The 15,066-nt window shown below is 65.7% G+C and carries 13 protein-coding genes; 6 read left to right on the top strand and 7 right to left on the bottom strand.

The features are described from left to right. The 4 genes from EDE12_RS12940 to EDE12_RS12925 all read right to left on the bottom strand — a co-directional run. The coding region (locus EDE12_RS12940) for a GTP-binding protein (protein WP_134188114.1) at positions 1-578 on the bottom strand (578 nt) is incomplete at its 3' end. 175 nt (positions 579-753) lie between these two features. Beyond that, positions 754-3,099, bottom strand: a complete 2,346-nt coding sequence (locus EDE12_RS12935) for a TonB-dependent receptor (protein WP_026598692.1) — start codon at positions 3,097-3,099, stop codon at positions 754-756. 229 nt (positions 3,100-3,328) lie between these two features. Continuing rightward, complete coding sequence (locus EDE12_RS12930) at positions 3,329-4,633, bottom strand: dihydroorotase (protein WP_026598693.1); 1,305 nt, start codon at positions 4,631-4,633, stop codon at positions 3,329-3,331. Positions 4,634-4,694: 61 nt separating this feature from the next. Continuing rightward, a complete protein-coding gene (locus tag EDE12_RS12925) occupies positions 4,695-5,264 on the bottom strand; it encodes a hypothetical protein (RefSeq protein ID WP_026598694.1) in 570 nt (189 codons plus the stop codon). Between the two features lie 139 nt (positions 5,265-5,403). Here EDE12_RS12925 and ftsE point away from each other — a divergent pair, with 139 nt between their 5' ends. The 4 genes from ftsE (at position 5,404) to EDE12_RS12905 (ending at position 8,837) form a co-directional block, all read left to right on the top strand. Beyond that, positions 5,404-6,066 carry a cell division ATP-binding protein FtsE gene (gene ftsE, locus EDE12_RS12920; protein WP_024880027.1) on the top strand — a complete coding sequence of 221 codons (663 nt, stop codon included), beginning with the start codon at positions 5,404-5,406 and terminating at the stop codon, positions 6,064-6,066. Further along, positions 6,053-7,042, top strand: a complete 990-nt coding sequence (locus EDE12_RS12915) for an ABC transporter permease (RefSeq protein WP_245267313.1) — start codon at positions 6,053-6,055, stop codon at positions 7,040-7,042. The genes ftsE and EDE12_RS12915 overlap by 14 nt, the downstream gene beginning before the upstream one ends. Positions 7,043-7,137: 95 nt before the next feature. Next, positions 7,138-7,836, top strand: a complete 699-nt coding sequence (locus tag EDE12_RS12910; protein ID WP_134188113.1) for a YdcF family protein — start codon at positions 7,138-7,140, stop codon at positions 7,834-7,836. A 224-nt stretch (positions 7,837-8,060) separates the two neighbouring features. Continuing rightward, positions 8,061-8,837 (top strand): lysophospholipid acyltransferase family protein, encoded by a 777-nt coding sequence (locus tag EDE12_RS12905; RefSeq protein ID WP_026598696.1) that lies wholly within the window; start codon positions 8,061-8,063, stop codon positions 8,835-8,837. Between the two features lie 25 nt (positions 8,838-8,862). Here the strand turns inward: EDE12_RS12905 and EDE12_RS12900 are convergent, their stop codons facing one another. From EDE12_RS12900 to EDE12_RS12890, 3 genes are all read right to left on the bottom strand, one after another. Then, positions 8,863-9,978: a histidine kinase gene (locus EDE12_RS12900; protein WP_245275761.1), complete on the bottom strand. Its 1,116-nt coding sequence runs from the start codon at positions 9,976-9,978 to the stop codon at positions 8,863-8,865. 205 nt (positions 9,979-10,183) lie between these two features. Beyond that, entirely contained in the window at positions 10,184-10,771 is a 588-nt protein-coding gene (thpR, locus tag EDE12_RS12895) for an RNA 2',3'-cyclic phosphodiesterase (protein ID WP_026598697.1), read from the bottom strand. Positions 10,772-11,023: 252 nt separating this feature from the next. Beyond that, a complete protein-coding gene (locus tag EDE12_RS12890) occupies positions 11,024-11,632 on the bottom strand; it encodes an arylesterase (RefSeq protein WP_051592657.1) in 609 nt (202 codons plus the stop codon). A 174-nt stretch (positions 11,633-11,806) separates the two neighbouring features. On the opposite strand from EDE12_RS12890, the gene EDE12_RS12885 reads away from it, so the two are divergent. Then, a complete protein-coding gene (locus EDE12_RS12885) occupies positions 11,807-12,493 on the top strand; it encodes an ABC transporter ATP-binding protein (protein WP_024880033.1) in 687 nt (228 codons plus the stop codon). Beyond that, positions 12,490-15,048 carry an FtsX-like permease family protein gene (locus EDE12_RS12880; protein WP_026598699.1) on the top strand — a complete coding sequence of 853 codons (2,559 nt, stop codon included), beginning with the start codon at positions 12,490-12,492 and terminating at the stop codon, positions 15,046-15,048. Before EDE12_RS12885 ends, EDE12_RS12880 begins: the two co-directional genes overlap by 4 nt. The last annotated feature ends 18 nt before the right edge of the window (positions 15,049-15,066 follow it).

The raw sequence follows: 15,066 nt of genomic DNA, 5'->3' as shown, positions 1-15,066 counted from the left end.
TTCAGGATCGCGTCATGGCCGATCTCGGGCGTCTTGTTCTCGAGCGCCGCCAGGGCCGAGCCCTTGGTGATCGGAATATCGTCGCCGGGGAACTCATACTTCGACAGCAGCTCGCGAACCTCGAGCTCGACGAGCTCCAGCAGCTCCGGATCGTCGACCATGTCGACCTTGTTCAGGAACACGACGAGCGCCGGCACGCCGACCTGACGGGCGAGCAGGATGTGCTCGCGGGTCTGCGGCATCGGGCCGTCGGCGGCAGAGACGACGAGGATCGCGCCGTCCATCTGCGCGGCGCCGGTGATCATGTTCTTCACATAATCGGCGTGGCCGGGGCAGTCGACATGGGCGTAATGGCGATTGGCGGTCTCATACTCGACGTGGGCCGTCGAGATGGTGATGCCGCGGGCGCGCTCTTCCGGGGCCTTGTCGATCTGGTCATAGGCCGTGAAGGTCGCGCCGCCCGTCTCGGCCAGAACCTTGGTGATCGCCGCCGTCAGCGACGTCTTGCCATGGTCCACGTGACCGATCGTGCCGATGTTGCAATGCGGCTTCGTGCGTGAGAATTTTTCCTTGGCCATGCTTTCTGGTTCCCGGTTGCGGCGCGCCTCGCGTCCCGCGCGCGCGTGCCTTTAAGGCGGTTGCCACTTTTCTTCAAGAGCGTTCGCGATTCCGCCGGGCCGCCCAAACAAGATAGGGGAGGCGCCGCCGATCGCCGCCTCCCCTCCCAGTATCTTTTAGATCAGAGACTTGAGCTCAGAACTTGACCTTGACGCCGCCATAGACGGAGACCGGCGCGCCCGGAACATAAGTGCGCGCATTGGTGAAGCCGCCGGCCGACGCGGTCGCATTGCCGCTGTTGTCGAAATAGGTCCCGAAAGTATAGTAGCGCCGATCGAAGAGGTTTTGCGCCAGCGCATAGACCTCGATATTCTCGGTGACCTTATAGGAGGTCTTCAGATTGACGACGCCCCAGGAGGGCAGCGGCTTGTCGAGATTGGACTCGTCGCCGCGCAGCCGTACGCCGCTCGTGAAGATGTAATCGGCGCCGAACTTCCACTCGGGCGTGATGAAGTAATCGAAGCCGAGCTTCACGCGATGGCGCGGCACGCCCGGCATCACATTGCCCGGCCGCACATGGATGAGGCCATTGGCGTCGGCGTAGGGATTGCTTTCCGACTGCACATCGAAGGCGCTACGGAAGGTGGCGTCGATCAGCGCATAATCGGCATAGAGGCTCAGCTGGTCGTTGCGCCAAGCGACGCCGGCTTCGACGCCTTGGCGGCGGGTGGCCCCGACATTGGCGAAATAGCCCCTGCCCTGGATCACATTCGACGGCAGCGAGACGATGTCGTCGCTGTTCACGGCGCGGAAGATATCGACCTTCCACTCGAGCCGGCCATGGTCCGGCCCGATGTCGTGATAGCCACGGAAGCCGATCTCGCCGCTGCGCGTCACCACCTGCTTCAACGGCGGATCGGCGACGAGGAAGCTGTCGATCGTGCATGGATGATTGGCGTCGGCGCAGCCGTTCTCGAGCGCCGTCGGCGCGCGGTTCGCCTCCGAATAATTGCCATAGACGGTGAATTCGGGGATGAAAGTATAGGTGAGGCCGGCGACCGGATTGACGCGCTGATAGCTCTTGTCACTGTTGAGGCGCACGCTCAAACGATCATAGAGCGTGATTTCCGCGCTATTGAAACGCAGGCCGGCGGTGAGCGTGAGCTTGTCGGTCAGATCGAGCGTGTCGAGCGCATAGACGCCGTAATAAAGGTTGCGCGCGAAGACCGAGGAGGGTTGGAATCCGCCTTCGGGGACCGAGTTGAAATATTGCAGCCCGGTCGATGTGACATTGAAATCGCCCTGCAGAATGCCGAGTTCCGAATAGCCTCGAAAGTCGGTGAATTGGCGATCAAACGAGCCGCCGACGATGAGCTTGTTCTTGAAGTCGGCGATCTTCTCGTCATAGGTCCCCTGAATCGCGCCGCCATAGGAACGCGAATGGGTGCGCGAATAGTCGATCGTCGCCGGCAGGCCCCCGGCGAGCACCGAGGACCGAATATAGGCGCCATTGGGTCCGATCAGACGACGCTGCGCATTGGTCGGCACATTGCCGATGAAGGGGTCGTTGTCCTGGCAGACGAAGGTTTTGGAGCTGCAGGTCTCCATATCGGCGATATTGCCGTCGATATGCGCCTGCTGATAGTCGCGGTAATAGAAGTTGCCGTTGAGCTTCAGCGCGCTCGAAACGTCATAGGAGCCCTTCAGATTGAGGAAGTGCAGCTCATTGGTCGAGCTCTGCGGCGTCGTGTAGACGGAGCTGTAGTCGCGCTGGAGCATCTCGACCGGCGTCGCCGCGGCGGCGCCGAGACGCGTCGTAGCGCCCGTGTAGTTCAAATGGAACTCGGCCTTGTCGCCCTTATAGCCGAGATCGAGATAGCCGCGCAGCAGCTCCGAGCCGGAACGCTTGCGCCAGCCGCTGTCGCCGAGCGCCTCGAAGGCCGAATAAATGGCGAAATCGCCGTATTTCTGGCCGACCTGCGCCGCGCCATAGCGACGGCCGAAGGAGCCGCCGCGTCCCTCCAGCTCATAGCCCTGCCAGGTGAAGCCGTTCTTCATCTCCAGCGTCAGAGCGCCGCCGAGCGCATTGAGGCCGAACAGCGGATTGCCGCTGACCAGCTCGCTATTGGCGATAGCGACCGTGGGAATGAGGTCGAAATTGACGACGTCGCCGAAGGCCTCATTGATGCGCACGCCGTCCTGATAGACGGCGAGGCCCTGCGGCGTGCCGGACACCGGCGAGGCCGAGAAGCCGCGATAGGTGAGATCGGGCTGGAAGGGATTGCCCGCGACATCGACGATGGACACCGAAGCGTTGCGGCGCTGCAGAGTGTCGGTGATGACCAGCGCGCGGTCGCGATCGAGATCGCTACGCTTGGTCATGATCGGATTGGTCGGGACCTTCGACCTCTCGATTCCCGCGCCCGCCTCCGGGGCCGCCGCTATAACGTCGATGTCGGGCAGCGCCTCCTGGGCGCGCGCCTGCAGCGCAGGCGCCGCGGCGACCATCAGCGCGACGAGGGAAATACGGGAACCAAGCATCGCTTCTCTTCCACTTGACGGCCCGGCCGCTCGGGCGATTTTCTCGTCGAAGGCGACGCGTCGCGGGAAAACGAACGTAGAATCAGGACTAACGCCCCGCCTTCGGTTCGCGGAAGTTACGGGCAGTTAACCTACGTACCTATTTCAAAGATTCACAATCCACTTGCCGCTTTTTCCCGAAATTGGCGAAATCACGGCGGGAAGACGCTTTTTTCGTTATGGCTCTGCTCTAGGCGTCCGGCCGCTCGAAGACGGATTCTCCCGCGACGAATGTCGATTTCACCCGACCTTGCAGGCGCGCCGTGTCGAAGGGCGTGTTCTTGCAGCGGGAATGCAATTCGGCCGGATCGACGACAAAGGGCTCGTCCGGATCGAAGCGGATGAGGTCGGCCGGCGCGCCTTTGGCGAGACGTCCCTGCTCCAGGCGCAAAATCTCGGCCGGCCGTGTGGACATGGCCCGCAGCAGCGTCGGCAGCGGAACATCGCCCGAATGGACGAGCCGCAATCCCGCCGCCAGCATGGTCTCGAGGCCGACGGCGCCGGCCTCGGCCTCGGCGAAAGGCAGGCGCTTCATCTCCACATCCTGCGGATCATGGTCGGAGAGAATGACGTCGATGAGCCCGCTCGCCACCGCCTCCACCAGAAGCCGGCGCTCGTCCTCATGGCGCAGCGGCGGCCGCAGCTTCAAAAAGGTGCGATAGTCGCCGATGTCGTTCTCATTGAGCGTCAGATGATTGATCGTGGTCCCGCAAGTCACCGGCAGGCCGCGCGCCTTGGCCTGCTCGAGCGCCGCCAGCGACAGGCCATTGGCCACGATGGAGGCGTGGTAGCGCGCGCCGGTCAGCTCGACGAGACGCAAATCGCGATCGACGATGACGGCCTCCGCCTCCTTGGGCACGCCGGCGAGGCCGAGGCGCGTCGCCAATTCGCCGTCATTCATGACGCCCTCGCCGACGAGGTCGCGATCCTCCGGGAAATGGATGATCAGCGCATCGAAATCGCGGGCGTAGGTCATGGCTCGCCGCATGGTCTGGGCGTTGCGCAGCGAGCGCTTGCCGTCACAAAAAGCGATGGCGCCGGCCTCGCGCAGCAGGCCGAATTCAGAGATTTCCTTGCCCTCGCGCCCTTTGGTGAGCGCCGCCATGGGCAGCACGCGGACGCGGCCGGTGTCGCGGGCGCGGCGCAGAACGAAGTCCACGACGGCCGGATCGTCGATCGGCGGCGAGGTGCCGGGCGCGGCGACGATGGTGGTGACGCCGCCGGCCGCCGCCGCCGCCGTGGCGGTGGCGATGGTCTCGCGATGCTCGGCTCCCGGCTCGCCGAGAAAGGCCTGCATGTCGATGAGGCCGGGCGCGAGCACATCGCCCGCGCAATCGACGATTCGCACGCCTTGCGGCGCGGACTCGGCCGTCAGCGCCGGGCCGAGATCGGCGATTTTTCCGTCGAGGACGAGGAGCCCCCCGCGCGTCTCCACGCCGGAGGCGGGATCGACGAGGCGGGCGTTCACGAAGAGGAGAGGCGCATGCGACGGCATGGGGCCTGCTTAGGCCATTTCGGCCGATAAGGGAACGCGCCGGGGGAATTTCGCGGCGCGCCTATCGCGCCGATTTCTCCGCTTCCTCGAGCGCGGCGAAGCGCACCTGCACATCGGCCCCATCGGCGGGCGGCGAGGCGAGGCGAGCGCGAAACTGCACGCTCTCCCCGGCGGCGAGGCGCATTTTCGGCGCGGCGGCGGTCCAGCTGTAGCGCTCGCGGCCGTCGGCGCCGCGGATGGCCAGCGCCATGGGCGGCACGCGATTGGCCGAGCGCCGCAAATTGACGATCTCGCCCTCGACGGTCAGCACCTTGCGCGTCCCTTCGGTGACGATCTTGGAGGTGACGCCGCGCAGATCGAGCCCGGCGGCGTTGACCTTCAGCCCCATGGCCGAATAGAGCGCCGTCGCGAAGGGCATGACCCGCACGATCTTCTCGCGCATGCCGATCAGCGCCATGGCCCCGAAGACGACGGCGATGATCGCCGCGATCAGCGGCAGCAGGCGCTGGCGACGCTCATCGACGAGATCGCTCTCGCGCGGCGGCTCCCGCCACAGCCGGCTCTCGTCCAGGTCATGGTCCTTTGGGGCCGAGCCGACCGGAGAATTGTGCGGGGCGAGGTCGTTGCGCATGGCCGGTCTCCGAACCGTGGGCGGCCGCTTCGGAATCGGCCGCCGACATGTCGTCGATTAGCCGCCGATATGGTTAATGGGCGGTGAACTGCTAATCTCCCCGCAGCGCGATTCTGAGCCCGCCAATGGATACACGCCTTTGCTGACCTTCGAGAACGTCGGCCTGCGCTATGGAAACGGCAGCGAGATATTGAGCGATCTCGCTTTTTCCATCACGCCGCGCTCATTCCAATTCCTCACCGGACCCTCCGGCGCCGGCAAGACGACGCTTCTGAAGCTCGTCCTGCTGTCGCTGAAGCCGACGCGCGGGCGAATCACCCTCTTCGGCAAGGATACGGAGACGCTGGACAAAGACTCCGTCACCGACATTCGCCGGCGCATCGGCGTCGTCTTTCAAGACTTCCGCCTGCTGGAGCATCTCAATTTATACGAGAATGTCGCTCTGCCGCTGCGGGTCATCGGCCGCGAGGAGGCGAGCTATCGCGCCGAGGTGCTGGAGCTGCTGCGCTGGGTCGGGCTGGACGAGCGCATCGCCAGCCTGCCGAGCGTGCTCTCGGGCGGCGAGAAGCAGCGCGCCGCCATCGCCCGCGCGCTGATCGTGCGGCCGGAGCTGCTGCTCGCCGACGAGCCGACCGGCAATCTCGACCCCACTCTGGCGCGGCGGCTGCTGCGGCTCTTCGTGGAATTGCACAAGAGCGGAACCTCGGTGGTCATCGCCACCCATGATCTGGCGCTGATGGAGCAATATGAGAGCGCGCGCCGTCTGGTGCTCGCGGATGGGCGGCTGCATGTCTTCGAATGACGCCAAGCCCCGCCCCGGCCAGCGCCCGGCCGCCACGGCGGCCAAGGACGCCGCGCGCGAGGAGACGCTCGGCCGGGAGACGCCGCTCGTCCCCACCTCCTCCATCGCCGGACGCTCGCTCGTCATTGTCATCGCCATCATGACCTTTCTGGCGGCGCTCTCGGCCGGAGCGGCGCTGATGGTCGCCGACGCCAGCGTCGATTGGCGGCGCGAGGTGGCGCGCGAGGCCAGCGTCCAGATCCGCCCACTGCCCGGCCGCGACATAGAAGCCGATGTGAGCAAGGCGACCTCGGTCCTCGTCGCCGCCGAGGGCGTGCGCGACGTGCGCGTCTACACCAAGGCCGAATCGGAGGCGCTGCTCGCCCCCTGGCTCGGCCAGGGCCTCGATTTCGCCGAGCTGCCGGCCCCGCGCATGATCGTCGTCAAGCTGGACGACAGCCGCCGCGCCGATCTCGACGCGCTGCGCCGCGAGCTGGCACAGGCGCTGCCGAGCGCGGCTCTGGACGATCACCGGCTGTGGGTGGAGCGCCTCGGCCAGATGGCGCGCACCGTTGTGGCGGTCGCGGCGCTGGTCTTCGTGCTGATCGTGGTCGCCATGGGGCTCGCCGTCGCCTTCGCCACGCGGGCGGCCATGGTCGGCAATCGCGAGATCATAGAGGTGCTGCATCTCGTCGGCGCGGCGGACAAATATATCGCCCAGCAGTTCCAGCGCCGCTTCCTGGTGCTGGGGCTGCGCGGCGGCTTCATCGGCGGCGCCTCGGCCATGGGCTTTTTTCTCTTCGCCGGCTATCTCGCCAATCGCTGGACCGCGACGCCGGACGGCGATCAGCTGGAGGCCATGTTCGGCAGCTTCTCGCTGGGGCCGCTCGGCTTCACCGTCGTCGGCCTCATCTCGGCGGCGGCCGGGCTTCTGACCGGCTTCATGTCGCAGGAGATCGTGTTCCGCCAATTGCGGCGCCTGGACGGAGCCGAGTAAACTCTAACCGGGCATAAATTCCGCCCGGCCCTGGACGGCCTCGAGCGCCGCTTCCATCTTGTCGAGGATTCGGGGTCGGCGATGAGGACGGACGCTTGCGATCGCATGCGCGAGACAGGGAAGCACGAGGATGGGCCGCGCCCGGACGCTGGCGCCTCGCGGTCCTCGCCCTCTTCTGCTTTCTGGCCTCCGCCTTCGTGGCCGGCTTCATCGGCTTCGCCCTCTCGCTGGAGCGGACCGAATCGACTCTGACCGTGCAGGCCGATGGCGTCGTCGTGCTGACCGGCGGCTCCGACCGCGTCTATGAGGCGGGCGGGCTCCTGGCGCGCGGCCAGGCGCGCCGGCTGCTCATCACCGGGGTCAATCGGGCGACGCGCGGCCATGAGATCGCCAAGCTGCTGCCGGTCTCGCGGGAACTGTTCGAGTGCTGCGTCGATCTCGGCTATCGCGCCCAGGACACGATCGGCAATGCGCGGGAAACGCGCGACTGGGCGCATGCGCATGGAATCGGCGCGGGCTCGCTCATCATCGTCACCTCCAATTACCATATGCCCCGCGCTCTGGCCGAGCTTTCGGCGGCGCTGCCGGGGGCGGAACTCTACCCTTTCGCCGTGGTCAGCGATCATCTTCGCGTCGAGGACTGGCTCGGCGACCTCGCCGTGACGCGGCTCATCGCGGCCGAATATGTTAAATACCTCTACGTCCTGCTGCGCACCCGGCTGCTGGAGCCGGGCCTTTCCGCGACCGCTCTCGCGCCGGCCGAAACTGCCGACCTCACGGCGCAGGCGCGCTGAATCGGCGGGCGCAGCGCCCGAGAAAGCGCCGTCCCGACCGAGCGGCGGTTCCGTTCGAAGGAAAAGCGCATTAGAGTGTTTTCGAGCGAAGTGGGGACCGGTTCGCGTGAAGAAAACACGACCGAACAAGGGAATCTAGAGTCATTCCGGTTCAATCTGAACCGGAATGACTCTAGAAGGCGTTCGCGTCCCACCTTCCGCGAAACCCCACGGACGACCAAAGCATGCTCTTCCTGCGCTCGCTGCTGTTCCACATCACTTTCTTCGTCAGCCTCATGACGCTGCAGATCATCTGGCTGCCCGCGCTGCTGATGAAGCGGCACGCCTCCATGACGCTCGGCCGCGTCTGGGGGCGAACGTCGCTCTTCTGGCTCGAGAAGATCGTCGGGCTGAAATTCGAGTTTCGCGGCCTCGAGAATATTCCGAAAGGGCCGGTCATCGTCGCCTGCAAGCATCAGTCGACGTGGGAGACCTTCGTCCTGCCGCTGCATTCGCCGGATTTCTCCTATATTCTCAAGCGCGAGCTGGTGTTCATCCCCTTTTTCGGCTGGTATCTGATGGGCGCGGAGCAGATCGGCATCGATCGCGCCAAGGGCGGCAAGCTGCTGCCGCAGCTGATCGAGAAGACCAAGGCGCTGTTCGCGCAAGGCCGGCAATTGTTCATCTTTCCCGAGGGGACGCGGCGGCCGGCGGGCGCGCCGCCTCTCTATAAGTTCGGCGTCGCAATGCTCTATCGCGAGACCGGCGCGGCCTGCCTGCCGGTTGCGCTGAACTCCGGCATGTTCTGGGCGCGCCAAGCCTTCATCGTGCGGCCGGGAACCGTGGTCATCGAATATCTGCCGATCATCCCGCCGGGCCTCGAGCCGCGGGAATTCTTCGAGCGCATGCAGAACACGATCGAAAGCGCCTCCGACCGCCTCATCGCGGAAGCGGTGGCGCGCGATCCCTCGCTCGCCGCCGTCGTGGAGCGCGGCAGGAAGGCGGCGGAAGCCGCCGCGTGATTATTCCCCGCGGCTGGAACGATTTTCAGGTCCTCCACGGCATTTCCAGCGCCGCCCGAAAAACGCCGGGCGCGGCAGGACCCGCCGAAAATCGTCCATCATCCTGAAACTGCGCGCGAAGACGTTCCGCCACATTCTTCAGCCCGACACCCGCGCCGGCGCGATTCGGACTGACCGTTTCCGTCGGCATGTCGTTCTCGACGATCACCCGCAGCCGATCGGCCTCGCGACGAGCGGAAAGCGAAATATTGACCCTGCCCGCCATCGATCCGACGCCATGCTTGATCGCGTTCTCGATCAAAGGTTGGAGGATCAGGCTGGGAACCAGCGCGTGGCGCACGTCATTGGGCATGTCGATATGGAACGTCATCCGGTCCGAGAAACGCTCATGCTCAATCGCCAGATATTCTTCCTGAATCGTCAGTTCCTCGGACAGCCGGACATCGTGGAACGGCTCCAGCGTCAGCGTCGTGCGCAAGAAGGTCGAGAGCGACAGCACCATCCGTTCAGCGCGCGTCGCGCAGCCTTCTTCGATCAGTCCCGCGATCGAATTCAGCGTATTGAAGAGGAAATGCGGATTGACCTGATAGCGCAGCGCTCTCATCTGCGCGGAAAGAGCCTCTTCACGAACTGCGGCCAATCGGCGCTCCCGGTCCCTGATGTCGAAATTGTAAAGAAGCGTGAGAAAGACGCATGACCAACCAAAGAACACGGCCCAGCACGTAAACAGTTCGCCTAAATTTGCTGCGAAGGAAAATTCATAGCTATTTTCTGTAAAGAACAGCCTGTAAATTTCCATTGTCGTAAAGTAGTCTACAGTTGCAACAAAAGCCGATATCAGAAAGCAGACAATGACATTGTAGACCATTTTGTTTCTACGCAAATTCCAGACTGCCGCCGACATTGTTGAAAAGGACAAGAATCCAGACACGGCGTCGACAGAGCCGGAATGGCTGACGATGCCTTTTTGGCCGATTCGAATCGTTTCCGATTCGGAGAAATAGACACACAGCCAAAAGAACAGCGCCGTCAGAAACAGGTAGGTTATCGCAAGCCCGAACGACTCCAGAACGAGAGATTTCCGGGTCGGCGTTCCAATTTCCATCCGCGTCGCTCCCTTGTCCGCTGGTTCATTGAACATGACCGAAGGATCAGATTTGTCACCGGGCGGCATAGACCCGGTACATGATTGCGCCGATCGTCTCGCGAAGGCCCGCTCCGCGAGACGATCGGCGCGCGGGAACAGATTTTGGCGCTTTATCGAATTTTCGCGAAACCTCGCCGCCCCCTTTCCCGCGAAGCGGGGGAGGCTGATGGAGGAGGCGAACGAGGATGCGACGAGCGTCCTAACGCCCGAAGGCGCCGAGCTCCTGAATTCCGGCCACGGCCGGTGCGGTCCGGCTCCGCAACGGATAGGCCGCCTCGACGAGATAGGGGCCGCCGCCGACCGAATCGCGCGAGGAGAACAGCACGAAGCGCGCCGCCTCGAAGCGCATGGGCGGAAAATAGCCGCGCGCGCCGAGATAGGACGCGACCGAGGAGCAGGACGCCCCGCGCAGGCGCGCGAGCGTCACATGCGGCACGAATTTGCGCGGCTCGGGCGGAATGCCGATGCGCCGCAGCAGGCGCTCCTGCTCGGCCTGCAGCTCGGCCAGCGCCGAATCGGCGCGCGCCTTCACCACTATGGCGCGAGGCTTGTCGCCGCCGAAGCTGGACAGCTCCTCGAGCGTGATCGAGACGGAAGGACGGCGGATGGCGGCGAGGGTCATGGCCGCGTCATGGCCGAGCGCATCGTCCACATCGCCGATGAAGCGCAGCGTGATGTGATAATTCTCTGCGTCGATCCAGCGGGCTCCCTGAATGCCTCCGCGCAGAGCGGCGAGATTGCCGGCGACGAGAGGGGGGATTTCGAGGGCGGTGAACAGTCTGGGCATCGCAGTTCCTCCATCCTGGCCTCGCAAGGCGTGCGGGAGCGGGTAAGGCGAAGTCGCTGTCTGCTCGCTCGGCCCCTGCCCGGCCGCGACGCGGCGGAGCGAAGGGGCCTATGTCGGCGCCTCCTCGCGGATCAGCGCGCCGCAATGGCGCGCGCTAAGGATGGTGTGGGCACTATATCGAGAATGCGACGGCTGTAACGAAATTCCGGCGTGTGAACGGATTTTTTCTCACGGCCTCGCTTGCGGCCTCGCTCAACGCTGCGCGGCGCCCTGACGCTTCGATCGCAGGGAATCGAGGCTCTTCTCCACCAGCGGCGCGACGCCGGCGACGATCCGCGCCACGCCGGCCCGGCTCGGATGCAGTCCATCGACGAGCGTCATGCCCTTCTCGCCCACGACGCCGTCGAGAAAGAAGGGATAGAGCGGCAAGCCGCGCCGCGCCGAAAGATCGGGGAAAATGGCGTCGAAGGCTTTTTTCTGCTCCTCGCCGAAATTGGCGTTGGCCAGCATTCCGGCGAGCAGCACATCGAGGCCCTTCTCCTTGGCGGCGCCGATGATTTTCTCCAGATTGTCGCGCGTCGCCGCCGGATCGAAGCCGAGCAGCATGTCATTGGCCCCGAGCTCGAGAATCATCAGATCGCCGCCGTCGTGCAGCGCGTAAGAGACGCGCGCCAGCCCACCTCTTGTGGTGTCGCCGGAGACGCTGGCGTTGATCACGCGGGCGTCATAGCCGTCATTTTTCAGCCGAGCCTCCAGCTGCGCCGGAAAGGAGGCGTCCGCCGGCAGCTGAAAGCCGGCGCTGAGACTGTCGCCGAAGGCGATGATGCGCAGCGGCTCGGCCGCGGCGGGCAGCGAGATCATGGTGAGAAGCGCCAAAATTGCGGCGGCGCAGAGCAGCGTCGCCGGGCCGAGCGGACGAAAGCGCGGCCGAGCACTGGAAACCGGCGGCGCCTTCGCATATGTCGGGGCGGGCGTCTTCGCCGGGTCGCGAGAGCGGCGGCGGGCGCAGCGGCAAACCATTTCAGGACCTCCAAAGTGCAGCGGCCGGTCATCGAGCTCGAGGACGTCGATCTCACCCTCGGAGCGGGCGCGGCGCGCGTCCATGTGCTCAAGAACATAAGCCTCGCCGTCGCGCGCGGCGAGGCTGTCGGCCTCGTCGGACCCTCGGGCTCGGGGAAATCCACATTGCTGATGACGCTCGCCGGCCTCGAGCGGCCCGATTCCGGCAAGGTGCTCGTCGACGGCAGCGACCTCGCCCGGCTCGATGAAAATGCGCTGGCGCGGTTCCGTGGAGGGAAGATAGGCGTCGTCTTCCAGTCTTTCCAGCTCATCGCCACGATGACGGCGCTGGAGAATGTCGCCATTCCGCTGGAGCTCGCCGGCCGCGCCGACGCTTTCGAGCGCGCCGCGCAGGAACTGGAGGCCGTGGGCCTCAGTCATCGCCTCTCCCATTATCCAACGCAAATGTCCGGCGGAGAGCAGCAGCGCGTCGCCATCGCCAGAGCGCTCGCGCCCGATCCTGTCATCCTGGTCGCCGACGAGCCGACCGGCAATCTCGATTCGGAGACCGGCGCGGCCATCGTCGATCTCATCTTCGCGCAAAAGGCGCGGCGCTCGGCGACCCTGGTGCTGGTCACGCATGATCCCTCCCTCGCCGCCCGCTGCGACCGCGCCGTGCGGCTGCGCTCCGGCCGCATAGAGGACGAGGCGCGGGCGTCATGAAGGTGGGACTCGCCTCGCGCATTCCGCTGGCGCTGCGTTTCGCCCTGCGCGATCTCTCCGGCGATCTGCGCGGCTTTTCCGTCTTCATCGCCTGCATCGTCATCGGCGTCGCCGCCATTTCCGGCGTCGGCGCAGTGTCCCGCTCGCTCGCCGACGGCCTCGCCCGCGAGGGGCGCACGATCTTGGGCGGCGATGTCTCCGTCACGACCACCATGCGGCGGCTCTCGCCGCAGGAGCGGGAATTTTTGGAGCGCGACGGCCGCGTCTGCGAGATCGGCCTGATGCGCGCCATGGCCCGCTCGGCGAGCGGCGAGGCGGCGCTGATCGAAATAAAAGCTGTCGATTCGGCCTATCCCGGCGCCGGCGCAGTCGAGCTGACGCCGTCGCTGCCGCTCGCCGAGGCTCTGGCGCAGCGCGACGGCGGCTTCGGCCTCGTCGCCGATGCGGGCCTCATCGCCCGGCTCGGGCTCGAGATCGGCGATCGCGTGAAGATCGGCGCCGGCTCCTTCACCCTCACAGCCGAGCTTTCGAGCGAGCCCGATAAGCTCGCCGGCGCCTTCGGTTTCGGCGCGCGCGTGCTGATGAGCCAGGAGGCTCTGAAGGCGACCGGGCTGATGCAGCCGGGCGCCGTGGCGCGCTGGCTGACGCGCGTCTCGCTCGGCAAGACCGAAGCCGTCGCCAGCGACGCGGAGGTCGAGCGTTTCGTCACGACGCTGACCGCGGCTTTTCCGGACGCCGGCTGGGATTTGCGCAAGCGTGACGCCGTCTCCCCGCAATTCTCGCGCAATCAGGAGCGCTTCACCCAGCTGCTGACGCTGGTTGCGCTGACCGCGCTGGTCGCGGGCGGAGCCGGCGTCGCCAACGCCGTTTCCGGCTTTGTCGCCAGAAAGCGCGACGCTTTCGCAATATTGAAGGCGCTCGGCGCGCCGGCCTCGCGCGTCTTCGCCATGGCGCTCGTCGAGGTGCTGCTCGTCGCCGGCCTCGCCGTCATCGGCGGCCTCGCGATCGGCGCGACCTTTCCTTATCTCGCCGACCTCGCCCTTTCGGCTTCCATTCCCCTGCCCTTCTCGCCGACGCTCGACGCGCGCTCGCTCGCCGTCGGCGCGGCCTATGGTCTGCTGGTGACGCTGATCTTCGCGCTGCCGCCGCTCGGCCGCGCCTATGGAACGCCGGTCGCGCGGCTCTTGCGCGACGAGGCCGAGGAAAAATCCCCTCCCCGCGTCATTCTGCTCGCAGCTCTAGTCGCCGCAGCGGCGCTCGTGGCTCTGGTCATGCTCTCGGCCGCCGACAAGAAGCTCGCAGCGACCTATATCGCCGCCACCGCCATGGCCTTCGTCCTGCTGCGCGGCGTGGCGGCTCTCGTCATCCGCTTAGCGCAGCGCTTCGCCCATGCGCCCGGCGCGCAGCTGCGCCATGCGATCGGCAATATTCGCCGCCCCAAGAGCCTCGCCGTGACATTGATCGTCTCGATCGGCGTGACGCAGACGCTTCTCGTCGCGCTGGCGCTGATCGAGGGCTCGATCCATGCGGAATTGTTCCAGGCGCAGAAGAGCCGCACGCCGAGCTTCTATTTCGTCGATATCGCCAAGGAGCAGGCGGACGAATTCTCCGCCTTCCTCTCCTCCTTCTCCGCCGACGCGCGCATCGAGCACGTGCCGATGATGCGCGGCCGCATCGTCGCCGTGAAAGGCGTCCGCTCCGAGAATCTGAAGCCGCCGGACGATATCGCCTGGGCGCTGGAGGGCGACCGCGGCGTCACCATTGCGGCCACGCCGCCCAAGGGCTCGGAGATCGTCGCCGGACAATGGTGGGAAGAGGGACGCAACGGCCCGCCCCTCGTCTCGCTGGAGGCGCGCGTCGCCGAAGGGCTCGGCCTCACGGTCGGCGACGAGATCGTCGTCAATGTGCTCGGCCGCGACCTCACGGTTCGCATCGCCAATCTGCGCCGGGTCGATTGGCGCAGCTATGGCATTAATTTCATGATGGTGTTCTCGCCCGAGGCTTTCGCCGACGCGCCCTTCTCGGAGATTTTCACCGTCGCCTTCGCCGATCGCGACGATCCGCTCCGCGACAAAAGGCTGACGCGGGAGGCGGCGACGCGCTTTCCTCAGGTCGCCGCTCTGCGCGTGAAGGACGCGCTGGAGGCGATAGAGAAAATCGCCGATCAGCTGACCTTCGCGGCGCGAGCGGCCGCTGGCCTCGCCATCGTCACGGCGGCGCTGGCGCTGGGCAGCGCCGTGGCGGCGAGCCAGCGCGGACGCCAGCGCGACGCCATAATATTGAAGACGCTCGGCGCGACGCGCTCATGGCTGACCGGCGCCTTCGCGCTGGAATTCGCTCTGCTCGGCCTCGTGGCCGGACTCTTCTCGGCAATCGCGGGCGCAGGCGCGGCGGGCATCATATTGGAGGCGCTGATGCGGATGGATTTCGTCTTCCGTCCCTGGCCGGTCGCGCTGACGACGCTCGGCGCGCTGGTTTTCGCGGTCGGCCTCGGCCTCGCGGGCAGCTGGCGCGTGCTCGGCGAGAAGCCCGGCCCGGCCCTGCGCCGCCAGTAGAACGCAAAAAGCGCCGCT

The organism is Methylosinus sp. sav-2 (assembly GCF_004366495.1).
Classification (GTDB): domain Bacteria; phylum Pseudomonadota; class Alphaproteobacteria; order Rhizobiales; family Beijerinckiaceae; genus Methylosinus.
The sequence above is the reverse complement of the archived record's forward strand: the minus strand, read 5'-3'. Positions and strand labels throughout refer to the sequence as shown.

What these genes read in the sequence shown, in the direction of transcription:
- EDE12_RS12935 (WP_026598692.1), bottom strand. Translation starts at nt 3,099, where the DNA reads ATGCTTGGTTCCCGTATTTCCCTCGTCGCGCTGATGGTCGCCGCGGCG.
- EDE12_RS12930 (WP_026598693.1), bottom strand. Translation starts at nt 4,633, where the DNA reads ATGCCGTCGCATGCGCCTCTCCTCTTCGTGAACGCCCGCCTCGTCGAT.
- EDE12_RS12925 (WP_026598694.1), bottom strand. Translation starts at nt 5,264, where the DNA reads ATGCGCAACGACCTCGCCCCGCACAATTCTCCGGTCGGCTCGGCCCCA.
- EDE12_RS12915 (WP_245267313.1), top strand. Translation starts at nt 6,053, where the DNA reads ATGTCTTCGAATGACGCCAAGCCCCGCCCCGGCCAGCGCCCGGCCGCC.
- EDE12_RS12905 (WP_026598696.1), top strand. Translation starts at nt 8,061, where the DNA reads ATGCTCTTCCTGCGCTCGCTGCTGTTCCACATCACTTTCTTCGTCAGC.
- EDE12_RS12900 (WP_245275761.1), bottom strand. Translation starts at nt 9,978, where the DNA reads ATGTTCAATGAACCAGCGGACAAGGGAGCGACGCGGATGGAAATTGGA.
- thpR (WP_026598697.1), bottom strand. Translation starts at nt 10,771, where the DNA reads ATGCCCAGACTGTTCACCGCCCTCGAAATCCCCCCTCTCGTCGCCGGC.
- EDE12_RS12890 (WP_051592657.1), bottom strand. Translation starts at nt 11,632, where the DNA reads ATGATCTCGCTGCCCGCCGCGGCCGAGCCGCTGCGCATCATCGCCTTC.
- EDE12_RS12880 (WP_026598699.1), top strand. Translation starts at nt 12,490, where the DNA reads ATGAAGGTGGGACTCGCCTCGCGCATTCCGCTGGCGCTGCGTTTCGCC.